The sequence below is a fragment of the Bacillus sp. FSL K6-1006 genome, from assembly GCF_038593175.1.
In the GTDB taxonomy this organism is placed as follows: Bacteria; Bacillota; Bacilli; order Bacillales; family Bacillaceae; genus Bacillus; species Bacillus safensis.
The window spans coordinates 2,763,925-2,781,665 of record NZ_CP151970.1 but is presented as its reverse complement, the minus strand read 5'-3'; the positions used below and the strand labels follow the sequence as shown (position 1 = coordinate 2,781,665).

Annotated in this window: 19 protein-coding genes, 1 riboswitch and 1 other annotated feature (1 of these 21 running past the window's edge); of the genes, 13 read left to right on the top strand and 6 right to left on the bottom strand. The window is 40.9% G+C overall.

The genetic code is table 11. The features are described 5' to 3' along the window. Positions 1-11: 11 nt before the first annotated feature. Complete coding sequence (locus tag NSS65_RS14435; RefSeq protein ID WP_041114920.1) at positions 12-254, top strand: DUF2584 domain-containing protein; 243 nt, start codon at positions 12-14, stop codon at positions 252-254. A gap of 42 nt (positions 255-296) precedes the next feature. On the opposite strand, the gene pckA is transcribed toward NSS65_RS14435, so the two are convergent. After that, entirely contained in the window at positions 297-1,883 is a 1,587-nt protein-coding gene (gene pckA / locus NSS65_RS14430) for a phosphoenolpyruvate carboxykinase (ATP) (RefSeq protein WP_024424910.1), read from the bottom strand. Between the two features lie 226 nt (positions 1,884-2,109). Beyond that, a riboswitch (SAM riboswitch) is annotated at positions 2,110-2,244 on the top strand. 195 nt (positions 2,245-2,439) lie between these two features. Here pckA and metK point away from each other — a divergent pair. After that, complete coding sequence (gene metK / locus NSS65_RS14425; RefSeq protein WP_326134865.1) at positions 2,440-3,642, top strand: methionine adenosyltransferase; 1,203 nt, start codon at positions 2,440-2,442, stop codon at positions 3,640-3,642. A 147-nt stretch (positions 3,643-3,789) separates the two neighbouring features. Next, the gene (gene asnB / locus NSS65_RS14420) at positions 3,790-5,688 is read left to right on the top strand and encodes an asparagine synthase (glutamine-hydrolyzing) (RefSeq protein ID WP_081124701.1); all 1,899 of its coding nucleotides are present in this window, start codon (positions 3,790-3,792) and stop codon (positions 5,686-5,688) included. Between the two features lie 142 nt (positions 5,689-5,830). Here asnB and NSS65_RS14415 read toward each other — a convergent pair whose 3' ends face one another. Next, positions 5,831-6,346: a gamma carbonic anhydrase family protein gene (locus NSS65_RS14415; RefSeq protein WP_024426216.1), complete on the bottom strand. Its 516-nt coding sequence runs from the start codon at positions 6,344-6,346 to the stop codon at positions 5,831-5,833. A 45-nt stretch (positions 6,347-6,391) separates the two neighbouring features. Here NSS65_RS14415 and NSS65_RS14410 point away from each other — a divergent pair, with 45 nt between their 5' ends. Further along, a complete protein-coding gene (locus NSS65_RS14410) occupies positions 6,392-7,171 on the top strand; it encodes an alpha/beta hydrolase (RefSeq protein WP_024424906.1) in 780 nt (259 codons plus the stop codon). A 30-nt stretch (positions 7,172-7,201) separates the two neighbouring features. Further along, positions 7,202-8,281 carry a tetraprenyl-beta-curcumene synthase family protein gene (locus NSS65_RS14405; RefSeq protein WP_024424905.1) on the top strand — a complete coding sequence of 360 codons (1,080 nt, stop codon included), beginning with the start codon at positions 7,202-7,204 and terminating at the stop codon, positions 8,279-8,281. Between the two features lie 178 nt (positions 8,282-8,459). On the opposite strand, the gene NSS65_RS14400 is transcribed toward NSS65_RS14405, so the two are convergent. Both NSS65_RS14400 and NSS65_RS14395 read right to left on the bottom strand, forming a co-directional pair. Continuing rightward, entirely contained in the window at positions 8,460-9,032 is a 573-nt protein-coding gene (locus tag NSS65_RS14400) for a class I SAM-dependent methyltransferase (protein ID WP_326134864.1), read from the bottom strand. Beyond that, positions 9,029-9,994, bottom strand: a complete 966-nt coding sequence (locus NSS65_RS14395; RefSeq protein WP_017358356.1) for a TIGR01212 family radical SAM protein — start codon at positions 9,992-9,994, stop codon at positions 9,029-9,031. The genes NSS65_RS14400 and NSS65_RS14395 overlap by 4 nt, the downstream gene beginning before the upstream one ends. Before the next feature lie 152 nt (positions 9,995-10,146). Here NSS65_RS14395 and NSS65_RS14390 point away from each other — a divergent pair, with 152 nt between their 5' ends. From NSS65_RS14390 to NSS65_RS14360, 7 genes are all read left to right on the top strand, one after another. After that, on the top strand, positions 10,147-10,422 hold the full coding sequence (locus NSS65_RS14390) for a YtzC family protein (protein ID WP_024426214.1): 276 nt from the start codon (positions 10,147-10,149) through the stop codon (positions 10,420-10,422). Positions 10,423-10,563: 141 nt separating this feature from the next. After that, positions 10,564-10,743 carry a hypothetical protein gene (locus tag NSS65_RS14385; protein WP_024426213.1) on the top strand — a complete coding sequence of 60 codons (180 nt, stop codon included), beginning with the start codon at positions 10,564-10,566 and terminating at the stop codon, positions 10,741-10,743. A 17-nt stretch (positions 10,744-10,760) separates the two neighbouring features. Next, positions 10,761-11,153, top strand: a complete 393-nt coding sequence (locus tag NSS65_RS14380) for a GntR family transcriptional regulator (protein ID WP_024426212.1) — start codon at positions 10,761-10,763, stop codon at positions 11,151-11,153. Further along, positions 11,146-12,024, top strand: a complete 879-nt coding sequence (locus tag NSS65_RS14375) for an ABC transporter ATP-binding protein (protein WP_024426211.1) — start codon at positions 11,146-11,148, stop codon at positions 12,022-12,024. The genes NSS65_RS14380 and NSS65_RS14375 overlap by 8 nt, the downstream gene beginning before the upstream one ends. Continuing rightward, positions 12,018-13,004, top strand: a complete 987-nt coding sequence (locus tag NSS65_RS14370) for an ABC transporter permease subunit (RefSeq protein WP_024426210.1) — start codon at positions 12,018-12,020, stop codon at positions 13,002-13,004. The genes NSS65_RS14375 and NSS65_RS14370 overlap by 7 nt, the downstream gene beginning before the upstream one ends. Positions 13,005-13,025: 21 nt before the next feature. Further along, positions 13,026-13,724, top strand: a complete 699-nt coding sequence (locus NSS65_RS14365) for an ABC transporter ATP-binding protein (RefSeq protein WP_044332340.1) — start codon at positions 13,026-13,028, stop codon at positions 13,722-13,724. After that, positions 13,714-15,024 (top strand): FtsX-like permease family protein, encoded by a 1,311-nt coding sequence (locus NSS65_RS14360; RefSeq protein WP_326134863.1) that lies wholly within the window; start codon positions 13,714-13,716, stop codon positions 15,022-15,024. The genes NSS65_RS14365 and NSS65_RS14360 overlap by 11 nt, the downstream gene beginning before the upstream one ends. A gap of 65 nt (positions 15,025-15,089) precedes the next feature. On the opposite strand, the gene NSS65_RS14355 is transcribed toward NSS65_RS14360, so the two are convergent. Both NSS65_RS14355 and NSS65_RS14350 read right to left on the bottom strand, forming a co-directional pair. Further along, positions 15,090-15,788: a hypothetical protein gene (locus NSS65_RS14355; RefSeq protein WP_098677212.1), complete on the bottom strand. Its 699-nt coding sequence runs from the start codon at positions 15,786-15,788 to the stop codon at positions 15,090-15,092. 86 nt (positions 15,789-15,874) lie between these two features. Beyond that, positions 15,875-16,678 carry an STAS domain-containing protein gene (locus tag NSS65_RS14350; RefSeq protein ID WP_024426208.1) on the bottom strand — a complete coding sequence of 268 codons (804 nt, stop codon included), beginning with the start codon at positions 16,676-16,678 and terminating at the stop codon, positions 15,875-15,877. 422 nt (positions 16,679-17,100) lie between these two features. Between NSS65_RS14350 and NSS65_RS14345 the strand changes: the two genes are divergently transcribed. Next, complete coding sequence (locus tag NSS65_RS14345; protein WP_008343006.1) at positions 17,101-17,430, top strand: DUF4257 domain-containing protein; 330 nt, start codon at positions 17,101-17,103, stop codon at positions 17,428-17,430. A gap of 103 nt (positions 17,431-17,533) precedes the next feature. Next, positions 17,534-17,741, top strand: a binding site (T-box leader) (it continues 14 nt past the right edge of the window).

Sequence of the window (17,741 nt, the reverse complement as noted above, 5' to 3'; positions counted from 1 at the left end):
GGATTTTCATTATGGGAATGCCTGTTGAATTTAATACAATGATTGTCACAAAGGGAAAAGAGACAAGAATTGAAGAAAATGTATTTGAACTCATGAAGGATGGATACCGCATTTATCCATTAAATATTCCACTTGAGGTGCGCAAAACGAAAGAAGGAGAAAAAACAGGGACAGCACATGTTGAAAAGCTGGAGCTGACAGACAATGTCACGAAGGTGACGTACCGTCTTGTGTCCCTGCATTCAACAAACTAAAAAAGCTGAGGAATTTAATTCTCCTCAGCTTTTTTCATTTGGTTATACGAGTGGACCGCCTTTGGCTTCAATGTCACTTGCCGCGTGGCTGAATTTTTGGAAGTTCTTTTTAAATTCATTGGCAAGGAAGTGAGCTTTTTCTTGATAAGCCTCTTGGTCATCCCATGTTTTAGCAGGTTGAAGCACTTCATCTGGTACACCAGGAATATGAAGCGGGATGTGTAAGCCAAAGATGTCATCAGTAATCATCTCGGCATTGTCAAGGTCACCTTCGATTGCTGCCTGCACCATTGCTCTTGTATGAGCGAGATTCATTCGTTTGCCTGTACCGTAGCCTCCGCCAGTCCAGCCTGTATTCACAAGGAATACTTTTGCACCGTGCTCATCAATCTTTTTGCCAAGCATTTCAGCATAGACGTGAGCTGGAAGCGGAAGGAATGGTGAACCGAAGCAAGTAGAGAATGTCGTTTCTGGTGATGTGACACCGCGCTCAGTTCCAGCTAATTTACTTGTGTACCCGCTCAAGAAATGGTACATTGCCTGCTCTTTTGTTAAACGGCTGATTGGAGGTAAGACGCCAAACGCATCCGCTGTTAAAAAGACAATGGCAGATGGATGTCCTGCGATACTTGGTTTCACGATGTTATCAATCATTTCGATTGGGTAAGCAGCGCGTGTATTTTCAGTAAAGAAAGTATCATCGTAATCCGCTTCACGTGTTTCTTCATCAAGCACAACGTTCTCAAGAACTGATCCGAAGCTGATCGCTTTGTAGATCTGAGGTTCTTTTTCTTCACTTAAGTTCACACATTTCGCATAGCATCCGCCCTCGATATTGAAGACCCCTGTGCCAGACCAGCCGTGTTCATCGTCTCCGATCAGCTTGCGGCTTGCGCTTGCAGAAAGCGTCGTTTTCCCAGTACCTGAAAGCCCGAAGAATAAGGCTACATCGCCTTCTTGACCTACGTTTGCTGAGCAGTGCATGGATAAAATATCTTGCTCAGGAAGCAGGTAGTTCATCACAGAGAAAATGGACTTTTTCATTTCTCCTGCATATTCTGTTCCACCGATAAGAATCGTGCGTTTTTCAAAAGAAACGATGATAAACGTTTCAGAGTTTGTGCCATCTGTTGCAGGATCTGCTTTAAAGTGCGGTGCAGATAAGATGGTGAAAGGTTTTTCGTTTGAAGAAGGTGTTGACCCGTCAGGTCTGATAAATAGCTGCTTGGCAAAAAGATTGTGCCATGCGAATTCGTTTACAACTGTAATCGGCATACGATATCTTTCGTCAGCGCCTGCAAACCCTTCAAAGACGAATAGTTCATCACGTTCTTTTAAGTATGACACAACCTTTGTATATAAACGGTCAAATGCTTCTTTGGAGATCGGCTGGTTTACTTGACCCCAATCGATTTTATGTTCAGAGCTTTCTTCTTTGACGATAAATTTATCTTTAGGCGAACGTCCTGTGTAGGCTCCAGTTGTGGCGCGGACAGCTCCAGTTGATGTTAAAACGCCTTCATTACGTGCCAAAATCTTTTCAACAAGTTTCGGAACAGATAAATTTTGGTGCGTATTTTCTAATGAGAGCAATGACTGCAAATCTTCTTTTAAATCCACTGAGTTCATAAAAAAACCCTTCCTTTACCGTTGAATTTGTTTGTTTCAATTAGTATAACACATTAATAATAATAGTCTATACTATTTAAAAATTTTTGTGTGTGTTTTTTCATTTCTGCTATGAAAATATGCTTTTTGGTGATGCTAATGGTGAGGAGAAAAAAGAGGGAGATAATTCTTATGAAGCATTGACATGACGCAAGGGTTTAAGATAAGATATCTTATTGAACGGATACTCTTATCCCGAGTTGGTGGAGGGACAGGCCCGATGAAGCCCAGCAACCGGTTTCTTATTTAAAAGGCATGAAAATGCTGAGAAACCAAGGTGCTAACCTGATGCAAGGTACAAGAACACCTTGAGCGATAAGAGTGAAAGGCATGCGATCTCAGACCCTTTCCTCGCAATGAAGGAAATGGTTTTTTTATTTTTGGGATATCATATGAACAAATTGCCAATAACATCTCTAATATAAACGTTTTCAAATATAAGAGGGAACGAGTTCCGTATCATATTGGAGGCCTCATCTTGGGATGATGTGGTCTTGTACAGGAGGAAATAGCCATTATGAGTCAAAATCGTCGTTTATTTACTTCAGAATCAGTGACAGAAGGACATCCGGATAAAATCTGTGATCAAATTTCAGACAGCATTTTGGATGAAATTTTAAAGAAAGATCCAAATGCACGTGTTGCCTGTGAAACTTCTGTTACAACCGGTCTCGTATTAGTAAGCGGTGAAATTACAACGTCTACTTATGTCGATATTCCAAAGACGGTGCGTGACACAATTAAGGAAATTGGCTACACACGTGCGAAATATGGTTTTGATGCGGAAACATGTGCTGTACTTACATCAATTGATGAACAGTCTGCTGATATTGCGCAAGGTGTAGACAAAGCGCTTGAAGCACGTGAAGGAACAATGACGGAAGAAGAAATTGATGCGATTGGTGCAGGTGACCAAGGGTTGATGTTTGGTTTTGCCAATAACGAAACCGAAGAGCTCATGCCGCTGCCGATTTCACTAGCGCATAAATTATCTCGCCGTTTAACAGAAGTACGTAAGGATGAAACACTTGCATACCTTCGTCCAGACGGAAAAACACAAGTCACAGTTGAATATGATGAGCAAAACAAACCAGTTCGTATTGACACAGTGGTTATTTCTACGCAGCATGCACCAGAAGTGACGCTTGAACAAATTCAAAGTGACTTAAAAGAGCATGTCATCAGTCCTGTCGTTCCAAGTGAACTGATTGATGAACTGACAAAATACTTCATTAACCCAACTGGCCGTTTCGTGATCGGTGGACCTCAAGGGGATGCTGGTTTAACTGGACGTAAAATCATCGTTGATACGTATGGCGGATACGCTCGTCATGGAGGCGGTGCTTTCTCAGGTAAGGATGCAACGAAGGTTGACCGTTCTGCGGCATACGCTGCTCGTTACGTAGCGAAAAACATCGTAGCTGCCGGCCTTGCAGATTCTTGTGAAGTACAGCTTGCTTATGCAATTGGGGTTGCACAGCCTGTATCGATTTCAATTGATACATTCGGGACAGGAAAAGCTTCAGAAGAAAAATTAATTGAAGTGGTTCGTGCAAACTTTGATCTTCGTCCAGCTGGCATTATTAAAATGCTAGACCTGCGCCGTCCGATCTACAAACAAACAGCTGCATACGGACATTTCGGCCGTCACGACTTAGATCTTCCGTGGGAAAAAACGGATAAAGCCGATACACTTCGCAAAGAAGCATTGGGACAATAACAACATAAAAAACCGCTTATTTTAAGCGGTTTTCCTTTTGATTAAAAAAAATCTTCAAAAAGCGAAAAAATGTGAAACAAAATCGGACAAAATACTGTCTAATTATAGGTCTACTTTTAAGAAATAACATAACGTGGAGGCAATAATATGTGTGGGTTTGTTGGTGTATTTAATCACCGTCCATTGTCCGAAACTACTGAACAGGAAGAGCTAATTAAACAAATGAATCGTCTCATCGTTCATCGTGGTCCGGATGATGAGGGTTACTTTCATGATGAGCATGTAGGATTTGGATTTAGACGTTTAAGTATTATAGATGTTGAGCACGGAAAGCAGCCGCTTTCTTATGAAGATGAAAAGTATTGGATTATTTTCAACGGAGAAATTTATAACTATGTGGAGCTGAAGGAAGAGCTTGTGAAAAAAGGCTATACGTTCAGCACAGATTCTGATACGGAAGTACTTCTTGCTACATACCGTCATTATAAAGAAGAAGCGGCTTCTAAGCTTCGCGGCATGTTTGCATTTTTAATTTGGGATAAAGAAGCGCAATTATTATATGGCGCAAGAGATCCTTTCGGCATCAAACCGCTTTATTTTACACAATTGGATGAGCAAGTGTACTTTGCATCTGAACGCAAAAGCTTGATGGCAGTGAACGAGAACATTTTATTTGATGAGACTGCTTTGCAGCAATACATGTCATTCCAGTTCGTACCTGAGCCAAATACACTTGATCAAAAGGTGCACAAAGTAGAGCCAGGTCATCAGTTTACTTTACGCCCAGGACAGGAGATTGAATTTAAGACTTACTGGAAAGTTCAATTCAAGCCTGAGCAAACTCAAGAACAAAAGCTGATTGAAGAAGTCCGCGATGCAATCTATGATTCTGTGAAAGTTCATATGAGAAGTGATGTTCCTGTTGGTTCATTCCTATCAGGTGGTATCGATTCTTCTTTCATCGTATCTGTTGCAAAGGAATTTCATCCTGAGCTGAAGACGTTTTCTGTTGGTTTCCAGCAGGATGGCTTTAGTGAAGTTGATGTAGCGAAGGAAACGGCTGATAAGCTGGGCTTACAAAACTTCAGCGCGGTAATTTCTCCTGAGGAATATATGAATGAGCTTCCGAAAATTGTTTGGCATTTAGATGATCCTTTAGCTGATCCGGCGGCGATTCCATTGTATTTCGTGGCAAAGGAAGCGAAGAAACAAGTGACGGTCGTTCTTTCTGGTGAGGGAGCAGACGAGCTGTTCGGTGGATATAATATTTACCGTGAGCCGCTTTCTCTTAAACCATTTGAATCTGTTCCATCTATGCTGAAAAAGCTTCTTCTTCGTCTGGCGCGCTTAATGCCAGAAGGAATGAAAGGAAAAAGCTTTATCGTCCGCGGCTGTACACCATTAGAGGAACGTTATATCGGTAATGCGAAAATCTTTGAAGAGCCAGTAAAGAAAAACCTCTTAAAGCAGTATGATCCGAACATTACGTATCGTGATGTGACGAAGACATACTTCGAGGAAAGTGCAGGCTACAGTGATATTAACAAAATGCAATATGTTGATATTCATACGTGGATGCGCGGGGACATCTTACTGAAAGCAGATAAGATGACAATGGCGAATTCTCTTGAGCTTCGCGTTCCTTTCCTTGATAAGGTCGTATTTGAAGCGGCTTCTAAAATTCCAGAAGAGCTGAAAACAAAAGATGGCACAACGAAATATTTATTGCGTAAAGCAGCAGAAGGCATTGTGCCTGACCATGTGTTAAACCGCAAGAAGCTTGGCTTCCCTGTTCCAATTCGTCATTGGCTGAAAAATGAGATGAACGCTTGGGCGAAAGACATCATTAAAAACAGTCAAACTGACGAATATATTAACAAAGCGTATGTGCTTGATTTATTAAATGAACATTGTGCTGGTAAAGCAGATCATAGCCGTAAGATTTGGACCGTCCTGATTTTTATGATTTGGCACAGCATTTATGTGGAGCGCAGTATTGATCCAGAGCAATTGAATCATCAACCGAAAGAAGTCATCTTCAGTTAATGAAAAAAGGTTTTCAGCTTTGTGCTGAAAACCTTTTTTGTCATGATAGAAAGTGGCGGAAAAGGGTAAAATAACAAGCGGTTCATAGTTATTGCTTAATATCCTGAAAAAAACATGATAAAGTGAAGATACACGTATGATGTTAACGAGATAAAAGGGAACGATAGTATTGTCCTTTTTCTACATATTCTCTGCGGATTCGGTCCATGTCTTGGATATCTTCATCTGTTAACAGCCGAACGACTTTGGCTGGACGGCCAAAAGCGAGTGATCCTTTTGGGATGACCTTTCCTTGAGGGACAAGACTTCCTGCACCGATAAAGGCGCCTTCGCCAATCTCCGCACCATCGAGAATGATAGACCCCATGCCAATGAGGGCATTTTTTCGAATGATTGAGCTATGTAATGTGACTTGGTGTCCAATAGTAGCACCATCTTCAATAAGAAGTGTTTTTCCAGGACTTTGATGCAGGCACGATAAATCTTGAATGTTGACGTTCTTTCCAATTCTCACAGGTGCAACATCGCCTCTGATGACGGTTTGGAACCACACGCTCGAATATTCTCCAATTGTGACATCACCGGTAATGGTGGCGTTATCTGCGACAAAGACCGATTCATGAATCTCAGGTGTAAACTGATGATATGGATAAATCACTTTTTCGACTTCCTTTCTTAATACAACATTTGTGAGGTGTTTACTTTGTGGACTTGGCATGCTGAAAGACCAGTTGGTACAATTGTCATTGTACATGGTGCGAGTGAATATCACGGCCGATATAAATGGCTGATTGAAATGTGGCGGAATGCAGGCTATCACGTCGTCATGGGTGATTTGCCTGGGCAAGGCACATCGACACGTGCGCGAGGCCACATTCGTTCGTTTCAAGAATACATTGATACAGTCGATGAATGGATCGAGCATGCGAAATCATTCAGGCTTCCTACTTTTTTACTTGGACACAGTATGGGTGGACTCATTTCAATTGAGTGGATGAAGCAGTATACCCATACGAAGTTGAATGGCCTTATTTTATCATCACCTTGTTTAGGTCTGCAATTTAAACCGAAGAAGCTGATGGATTTTGCGTCAAAAGGTCTAAATGTGCTCGCACCGTCTTTTAAAGTGGAGTCAGGGCTGTCGATTGAACTAGCCACACGAAATCAGGCGGTCATTGAGGCAGACTCAAATGATTCTCTTTACGTGACAAAGGTGTCGGTTCGCTGGTATCGAGAGCTGATCAAAAATATCGATGCGGCGATGCAGCCGACGAATGTCTTTAAATCGATCCCGCTCCTTTTAATGCAGGCGGGCGATGATAAGATCGTGGATAAAACGAGGGTGATAAAATGGTTCAATGGCATAGAATCAACTAATAAATCATACCGTGAATGGGAAGAACTGTATCACGAAATTTTTAATGAACCAGAAAGAGAAGATGTGTTTAAGGCGGCAAGAGCCTTTACAGATCAATATATTTGATTGTGAGCTTTAAGTTGGGGGTGGAGTGATTTGTCAGTACCAGAGCGTCCTTTTGCACTGATGACAAAGGTGTATAAAGATATTTTTCCGCTTGTTCATCAGGAGCTGAAAAAGTGGCGGGCTCATGCCGAAATGATTGAAAATGAAGAACTGAGAACGCAGGCACTAGCGAGCATATCCAGTAAAACGTTTCACTGTGAAGGCGGAGGCATTTTATCTCTTCTGGCAGGTGAAGAGAAAGAAACATGTATTGAATTCATTGTGGCGTATCAAACCATTAGTGATTACTTAGATAACCTTTGTGACCGCAGCACGTCGCTTGATCCAAAGGATTTCCATATGCTGCATCAAGCGATGAGAGATGCGCTTGATATTCATGCTGAGCTCAAGCCATACTATCAATTCCGTGATGATCAAGAGGATCATGGATATTTACATGCGCTTGTCCGCACATGTCAAGATGTGCTTACGCGTGTTCGGCATTATCCGATCATTCAGCCATATTTACACACGCTGTGTGATTACTATAGTGACCTGCAAGTACATAAGCACGTTGTTCCCCATGAGCGTGTACCACGGCTAGAGTCATGGTTTCGCCAATATGAAAAAGATTTGCCGAAGATGGAATGGTATGAGTTTTCAGCTTGTGCGGGATCAACGTTAGGGATATTCTGTCTTGTGGCGTATGCGCTGCAGCCTGATTTTACAGAAAAGCAGGCGAAGCAAATTTACGAAAGCTATTTCCCTTATATTCAAGGTCTGCACATTTTACTCGATTATTTAATAGACCAAGAAGAGGACAGGCTTGGGGGAGATCTGAACTTTTGCTCATACTATGATTCTCATCATGAGATGATGGATAGACTTCAGCATTTTATCGAAAAAGCGGATGAGCAGCTGAAAGGCATTCCGCATGAAAACTTTCACAAATTGATTAACAGAGGATTACTGGCGGTCTATTTGTCCGATGAAAAAGTGACAGCCCAAAAAGAGATGAACAAGCTGGCAAAAAGGCTGATTAAATCAAGCGGGAAAACATCGTTCTTTTTCTATATTAACGGAAGAGCCTATCGGACCTATCAGAAAATGCCTTGGATGAAATCATCATAAAAAAGCTCAAATCCATTAGGATTTGAGCTTCAGCGTGTAGACAAACCCTCGCATTTGGTGTCAGGTCTGCGCGCCGGTACTCACGAATGTCGAATTCGCTCCGTTCCTGTGCTCGCCCGTTCCTAGACTGCAAAGGTTTTCTATCACGCTGAAAAGAAGAAAAAAGCTAAAATGCACATCATTTTAGCTTTTTTTCAATGGCGACCACAAAAGGCGGGTCGTTTTGAATATTCATGTATTGATATGATAAAACTTGTACCTCTTCATGAGGGAGTGATCTGCAATAGTTGAGAAGCACTTCTTTTTCTCTTTTACCTTCGGGATGTCCATGGTAGATCACAAGGACGATCAGTCCTCCGGGTTTGAGCCATTCGAGGAGCTGCTTGATGGCTTCAATGGTTGTATGAGCCTGAGTGGTGACGGCTTTATCGCCTCCTGGCAGATACCCAAGGTTAAACACTGCACCAGATATATGTCCATAAACATCCTTCGGAAGATGATCCGCCAGTTTTTCATGTCCATCATGGATCAGGTGAACGTAAGGATATTGACCGCCAAGCCTTTTGCTTGTCTGCTGCAAGGCTTCCTCTTGCACGTCGAATGCAAACACTTGTCCTTCAGTTCCTACAAGGTCCGCTAAATAGAGTGTATCATGGCCGTTTCCCATTGTTGCATCTATGACGATGTCGCCTTTTTGACAAGCGCGTTCTAACAGCTCTTTACTAAAAGGAAGCATGCGTTTCAAAATCATTTAGCTGCTTCTTCCAATCTGACGAAACGTTTCCCTTGGTAGCTGTTACGTCTTTCGAGCTCAGCATTAATGGCATTGAGCACTTCCCACTTGTTAACACTCCACATTGGACCAACCATTAATTCAATTGGGCCGTCCCCTGTAATACGGTGAATAATCATTTCTGGCGGCAGAATCTCCAGCTGATCACAAACAAGCTGAACATATTCCTCCTGGCTTAAAAACTCAAGCTTTCCTTTTTCATATTGCTTGACCATTGGAGTCCCTTTTAAAAGGTGAAGCAAATGAATTTTAATTCCCTGCACATCTAAATCCGCAACAGCTTTTGCTGTTTCCATCATCATGTCTCGGTTTTCAAGAGGCAATCCATTGATGATATGTGAGCAGACACGAATTCCGTGTTTTCTCAGTTTTTCTACACCTTCAACGTAGCATTCATAATCATGAGCACGGTTAATGAGCATAGCTGTCCGTTCGTGTACCGTTTGAAGACCAAGCTCTACCCATAGGTAAGTGCGTTCGTTTAATTCGGCTAAATACTCCACTACGTCATCCGGCAGACAGTCAGGTCTTGTTGCAATGGATAGACCTACGACACCATCCAGATTCATGACGGTTTCATATTTTTCTTTTAGGACAGGAAGCGGCGCGTGTGTGTTTGTATACGCCTGGAAATACGCCATGTATTTTCCGTCTTTCCATTTTGTATGCATCCGGTCTTTGATTTCGTTAAATTGAGTGATGAGATCATCAGCCCGGTTTCCTGCAAAATCACCAGATCCAGCGGCACTGCAAAATGTACAGCCGCCGTGGGCTACAGTACCATCACGGTTTGGGCAGTCAAAGCCGCCGTCTAAGGCTACTTTAAATACTTTATGACCAAAGTGTTCACGCAAATGGTAGTTCCATGTGTGATAACGTTTTTCGCTGTTTGAATATAAAAAAGGGTTATGCTGATCCAAGTCAGTAACCTCCTTGCATAATAATAGGCATCCTTAAAGTTTAACAAAAATCACGAAGGAGGACAATTGAATCTGTCCAACATTTTCTTTAGTGAAAAAGCTTTACATGGGCAAAATAGGCGGGAGCGATGATGAAATGGAGGGAATGTAAGATGGCAACAAGGCAGTCGATCGATGAATTTATTCAAAAAAGTACGGAAACCCTTGAGTTTGCAAGTGAACAATTTGATTTGAGCTCACGTCAGGAACATTATAATGAGGAAGAGTTTTCTAAAGCACAGCTCATGCTTGAGAATACGGTCAACGAATTAGAAAAATTAAAAGATGTCGCCAATGACCAGCAAAGAGAACGATTAGACAGGGCGCGTGTTCAAATTCAGAGCTTACAAAATCAAATGATTTTAGGGATTTCCTACGATAATGAATGATGAACAGATCCTTCTTTTAAGGGTCTGTTTTTTATTTTCTTAATTAGTTATTGACTTTTATGCTGGGTGTCTATATTGTATTAAGTGTACTATATCAACTAATACACTATAGACACTTAAAGTGAAGAAAGGTGTTCAACCATGAAAAAAGAAAAAAACCCAATTAATTTGAAGTGGATGGTGCTGGCTGTTGCGTTAGCATGTACATTTTTTTTCGTTCTTGTTTTCATTGGTTTTGAAGTTCAAAAAGATTTGATACCCAATTCAGTTCCTTTAATGCAAGGACATGAACAAGCGATAGGACTGCAAAAGCATGAATGAGGAAAGAGGGAGTCATCATGATTCAAATAGATCCAAGAAGCGCTGCGCCAATATATGAACAAATCATTGAGCAGCTCAAAATTTTATGTTTAAAAGGCGTGATGAAGCCAGGTGACAAACTGCCCTCTGTCAGAGAGCTCGCCACCATTATCATTGCCAACCCAAACACCGTCAGTAAAGCGTATAAAGAGCTAGAGCGGGAAGGGATTATTGAAACTCTGCGGGGCCGCGGTACGTATGTAACAGAAGGTGCTCAGTTAAAGCTGAATGAAGGGAAGGTGCTCCAGATGAAAGAACAGTTAAGACAACTCATCATAGAAGCTCATCATGCTGGTATTGATATTCATCAGCTCAAGGAATGGCTGGAAGAGATCGGCTCAAGTCTAAAAGGAGGAAAACAAGTTGATTGAGGTTAGAAATGTATCAAAGAAATTAAATGGACGCGAAGTACTCAGCGACGTTTCCTTCAAAATAGGCGAAGGTGAGATCTTCGGTCTGCTTGGCCGGAATGGCTCTGGGAAAACAACACTTCTCAGGTTGATTCAGCAAATTCTTCTTCCAGATGAAGGAGAGATTTATTTTAAAGACGTACTGGTGAAAGACCACCCTTTAGTAAAGCAAAATATTGTATTCATGCCGGTCGTGAATCCCTACTTTGACAGATACAATTACGGACAGCTTGTCCAGCTGTTAAAGCATATATATCCAAAGTTTGATGTGACCTATGCCAATGAGCTTGTGAACCGCTATGAAATTCCGGAAAAAGTAAAGTATCGTGAATTGTCGACAGGGTTAAAGAAACAGCTGTCATTAATTTTAAGCTTTGCCATCAAACCAGCTGTCATTTTATTAGATGAGCCGACTGATGGAATTGATGCCGTCACAAGAAATGACGTTCTTCAGCTGATGATTGACGAGGTGGCAGAACGACAAACAACGATTTTAATTACATCTCACCGCTTAGAGGACATTGAACGCATGTGTAATCGAATTGGATTTTTAGAAGGAAATCAGCTCACAAGTGTCATGGATTTAGATGAATTAAAGAATGACTATGTCAAAATCCAAATGGCCTTTGAAGAAGATATGAACTTAAGTATTCGAAAAAATGGCGTGGCGATTTTGGATCAAGCGGGCGTTTTCTATACAGCGCTTGTTCTAAAAACCGACGAAGAAGCTAAAGAGTACTTGAAGTCACTGAAGCCAAAAGTATGGCATGAACTGCCTGTGAATTTAGAAGAAGTATTCATTGCAAAGTTTGGAGGGAAACGCAGATGGTAAAGCGGCAATTATTATATAAGGAGTGGAAGCAATCTGAGCTGACATTCATTTTAGTGATGCTTGTTGCTGCGCTTGCGACGCCCTTTGCATTCTTAATGGAATATTCGTCTTTTCAAACGTGCCTAAACGATACAGAGTGTATTACGGATGCACCACGTTTTTCTTATATCTTTAAGACGGATCCATTCCTCTCTCTTTCATGGCTAATGGGAATTTTCTTTGCTGTCATGCAGCTTGGATTTGAGAGAAATAAAGGGCAGATGGATTTTACCTTATCCTTACCATTTAGCAGGAGTACAATCTATCACACAAAGTTTTTCTTAGGTGCTGGAATCATTGCAGTCGCTCATGCCGTTTCTTATGTTCTTACTTATTTACTTATTTTAGGACTTAACCCACTAGAGACACCTGGCTTTCATAGCGTTTATATCATTTCGCTTGTGTCCTCCTTGATGTTTTATAGTTTATTTTTTGCAGCGGGTACTTTAACCGGAAGTTCCATTGCGCAAGCAATCGTTGGGTTCAGCACAGCTATTTTACCCTTTTTAGTGATCGGATTACCGCTTGTTCATGTAGATTTTATCATCAAGACAAGTGGGAGTTGGTTAGATAAGAGCTTCGCTTATTTGATATCGCCTATATCTCCAATCAACTATATTATAGATGAACCTTTCCGATCTGATTATCCTCTTTGGTTCTCAGGCGAAAAAATCATTATACCTATTGTCATGGTGGTTCTGTTTTATCTAATTGGCTTAATTAGCTTTATAAAACATCCAATTGAAAGAAATGGCCGCTTCTTCCTTTACTCAAGTATGGATAGACCTATTCAGATTATGGTCATCGTCTTCGGTGTTCTAGGGTTTGGATGGTTTGGTTTTTCTTCAGATAATTCCATATTTGGTTATATCGTTGGCATGCTCATCGGTGGAGTCGTAGGCGCCTTAACGAGTTATTTCTTAATCTATAGAAAAAGATAAACAGAGAGCAGGGGAGTAGAGATGATTCAGATTCAAGCATTAGATCATGTATTTAAAATTGGTAAAAAGGGCAGGGAAAATGAAATTCCTGTGCTGAAAGGGATTGACCTGTCCATCAAAAGAGGCGATATTGCTTGTATTGTTGGACGAAGTGGTTCGGGGAAATCGACTTTATTGAACTTAATATCAGGCTATATTACGCCAACGAGCGGAAAAATTGTCATTGATGGCACCGATGTGACCGGCTTTAATGAAAAAGAATGGGCAGACTTTCGCTTAGATCACTTTGGCTTTATCTTTCAAAGCTTTCAATTGATCGGGAGCTTAACAACGTATGAGAATGTTGAACTTCCGCTCACTTTAAAAGGGGTGAAGCCGTCTGAACGAAAAGTGAAAGTAAAAGAAATGCTGAAACGAGTAGGACTCGAACACCACGCAGGACATTACCCAAATGAGCTGTCAGGCGGACAGCAGCAGCGTGTGAGTATTGCAAGAGCCTTGATTTTAAATCCATCAATTATTTTAGCAGATGAACCAACAGGCAGTCTGGATTCAGAAACTGAAGGAGAAATTTTAGCCTTTATCCAGCAGCTCAATCGCGAAAAAGGAATTACATTTGTCATCATTACACATGACGATGAAGTCGCTTCAATCGCAGACACAACGTTCCAGCTTCACGACGGTGTATTAAAGAAAGGGGAACAATCCATTGAAATTTAGAGATCAGGTCAAATTCATTAGAAGAAATATGAAGAAAAATAGATTGCGTGTGTTTATGACCATTCTTGCGACGACAATGGCATGCTCTTTCTTAATCGTTCTAGCGTCTGTCGGTTTTGGTTTGCAAAAATCAGCTCAAGATGAAATTATGAAGCAGCAAATCATCACAGAAATTAAAGTGTTAGGAAAAGAAAAAGGAGACGTTAAGATTGATGATTTAAAGAAATATGATCATGTGAAATCTGTCGTCTCAAGAACGGCAATCAATCCTTCGGTTAACGTCGAGCTCGATAACCGTTCAAGTGAAACGCAGGCTGCTTTGACTGATATGAAAGAAGAAAAAGAAGCAGGTCTTGAACTAGACCGAGGAAAAGTCCCAACATCAGCGAACGAAATTGTGGTTGGGTATCATATGGCGCAGCAACTGTGGACAAAAAAAGAACGCGAAACCTATGAAAAAGAATTAAACCAGACGTCAAATGGGGAAGAAACACCGAAGGAGCCAAAAGGCTACACGAAGGATATTTTAAATAAAGTGATTCAAATCAAAGTGCCAAAACTAAATGAAGAAGGTGAAGTCGTTAAAGAAAAAACATTTGATTTCCGTGTAGTAGGCGTTTTGAAAAAGCCGAATTTGGAGTGGCAGGAGGATCATAAAATTCTGATTCCGAATGCTTATGAAAAAGAATTTGGTCAAATACTCGATCTGTCTCCTGAAGCAGGAAATGTCGAGAAAATGACCTCTGTTTATGCAGATAAATTCGACAATGTCGGTACGCTCACGAATAAACTGACAGATGAGGGCTATCAAGTCATCTCTGTGACGAACCAGCTTGAAGGAATGGATATGTTCTTTACGGTCTTCAAAATTGGACTCATTTTTGTCGGATGTATTGCAGTCATTATTTCTGCCATCGGAATTTTCAATACGATGACCATGGCGGTAACAGAGCGAACACAAGAGATTGGGATTATGAAAGCCATTGGCGCGAATCCATCCATTATCAAGCGGATGTTCCTAATGGAAAGTGCTTATATTGGAGTAATCGGATCAATCATCGGTATTATCATCTCATATTTGATTAGTTTCGCCGTTAATTTAATCATCCCAGCCATTTTGTCGTCCATGTCTGAGGGAGGATCAAGCGATCAATTCTCGATTACTTTTTCCTATATTCCACTCAGCCTTGTCATTACAGCGACAGTGATCAGCGCAGGGGTAGCGATCATTTCAGGGCTTAACCCGGCACGTAAGGCAACAAAAACGAATGTATTAGCAGCTTTAAGAAGAGAAATCTAAAAAAGAACCTCCTGTAAACCCGATTGGGCGCTCAGGAGGTTCTTTTTTATCTTAATTAAACATCGCTATTGCTTAGGTGCCCTGTATCCGGCACGCTCTGCCTCTTCAACAGAGCAGAACATTTTGGTTATATTCTTTGTTCTAGAGTAGTATCTGCTGCTTGGTGTGTGGTAAATACCGTTGACACTCCCTTTAATGTTACAGGCAGCCGATTCTTTTTTTGTTTCCTTTTGTGATTCATGACCGCCTGTGCTTTTTCCTTCATCTTTAGGTGCGGAGCGCTGGACGGTGGAAGACTTCGTATCGCTGCTGCTATTCTTGATTTCTTGTTTGAGTGTTTCATTGCTGGAGGTGAGCTTGTCTATTTTCTGTTCAAGCGATTGAATGGTCTTTTCTTGCTGTTTGACCGTTTCTTTTTCTGAGGTGATGGTTTCTAGCTTTTTTTCCAGCTTTTCTTTTTCCTTCTCCGCATCTTCTAAAGAGGAGGTAAGCGACTCTTTATCAGCTGTTAAGCGCGAAATGTCAGAGGAGAGTTCCTTTTGATCCTTTAACAGCTGTTCGGAAGATGGATCGGCTTGTGCCTTTGGCGCATTTCCAGCAGTAAGCGGTAATGACATAATGGAAAAGAAGAGACCAATGATCAAAAAAGGATAAAAAAGTTTCTTTGAAAAAATCAGCTCGTTCTTGCGTTTGAGTAAGAAGAAATTGACAGCATATCCGATGGCAAAACAAATACATAAAAGACCTAATATGAGTAACAGCATATCTAACAGCCCCCCTAAATTGCTATTTACACCTATCATACCTCATTTTTCCATTTTGGGGAGCGGTTCAATTAAAAAAACCCTGTTTACACAGGGTTTTCAGCTAATGGTAATCCTTTTATGGCTTCTTTTACTGTCAAATAAGTGATCGTATTCTGGAAATCTGTATCGAGGTCTTTCATTTTCAGCGCAAGCTGCGGCTTAATCCCAGTGATGATCAGTTCGGTTCCAGTAAGATTGAGAAGATGATGCAGTTTGAAAATACGTGCTGCAACGGAATCATCGACTTCGATTAAACCAGAAAGGTCGACAATTAAATAATCATCCTTTGAATCATCTAATATACAGGTTAACTTAGCGACAATAGCATCAAAGCGTTCTTCAGATAATTTCCCGATAAGCGGAAGAGCAGATACACCATTTTTGATTGGGACGATTGGCGTCGAAAGAGAGGTGACTTCCTGTAAGGAATCTTCTAGGAGCTGTTCATATTCTTTCTGTTTCGTAATATCCTTTTGAAAACCAATGAAAAATGTTTTGTCATCTTGTTCAATGTATAGAGGATCTATATTGAGTTCATTCCAAAAAAAAGTGCCGTCTTTTTTATAATTTTTTAGCTGTGTGGTAATAGGTGTTTTGTTTTGAATTCCATGACGAATTAAAGCAAGCTGCTTTTGATCCGTGTCTTTTCCTTGAAGGAATCGACAATTACGACCAAGAATTTCATCTGGTTTGTATCCAGTCATTTGTGTAAAGCCGTGATTCACATAAACGATAGGGTTATCCTCTAAGGAAGGGTCTGTAATGACAACACCGATCCGCGCATGATCCAGCGCTTTTTTGATGAGTTCAAGCTGTTTTTGCAAGCCGAAAATGTTCGAGCTGACCATATTACCCTCCTTTGCTGCTATAAGACATATCAAATGGTTGTCTTTTCAACCAAATGAATCCTTTTAAACGTAACATAACATATGTTCTGTTTCAACGATTGCAAACGCTTTGTTAAATTTGTCATCATAGTTTGTCCTCCATTAGAATAGAGTAAGTAAGGAGACTTTTCATTAGAAAAAGAAGGAATCAATTACTCATCATTCATAAAATGACAAAAATAGTTAATATGGATTAGGTGAAAATGATTCCAATGCATCAAGATTGTTTTTAGGTCATTCACATATAATGGAAGAAACAAGCTTTTTTTCTTCGTTAGAGAGAATAGACCTTTTACATGGATTATGACGGAACAGCAGAATGGCATTACAGGGGGCTGGACAGCCTGAAGTCGCTTTACTATTCTAAGGGCTTTAGGAAGGTGATGAAAATGCTGCAACAAGTCATTATTGCTTGCGCCATTGGAGGGGTCATGGGCATTCTCGGTCACGTAAAGAAAAAAGGCAGGCTAGAGAAGCCCAGAATGACAAAAAAGTTTATTTACTTAGGGTTTATTGAAGATTGGCTCGTTGGGATGATTGCCGCTACACTGCTTGTCTTATCCTCAAATCCCGAATCTAGTCTGCACTTGATCATCTTATCCATTATTTCAGGTTACGGAGGAGAAGCAGTTCTGCGAAGCTTCGATTTTGTGAGAGAAGAACGTTCACAGGATGCAGGCTCCAACCGTCATAACCGATCTCCACACGAATAATATCCTCTACTTTACCCTAGTCTAGGGTACATTCCCATTGTATACAAACCTGCTTGCACTTATGATCATAATTCTATAAAATACTACTTAGATGACGGTTACGATAAGAACAGTGAAGAGGAGTAGTAGGAAAGCAGTATTTGTCTTTAGAGAATTGACGGCTGGTGAAAGTCAATCAAATCTGCTTCTGAACTCGCCTCAGAGTTGCAGTTGCGTTAAAGCTTCTGTCGCATGTCTGCGTTAAAGATATTAAGTGAGCGTACGAACAGCATGTTACGCTAACAAGGGTGGTACCGCGGGAACCAAAAAAT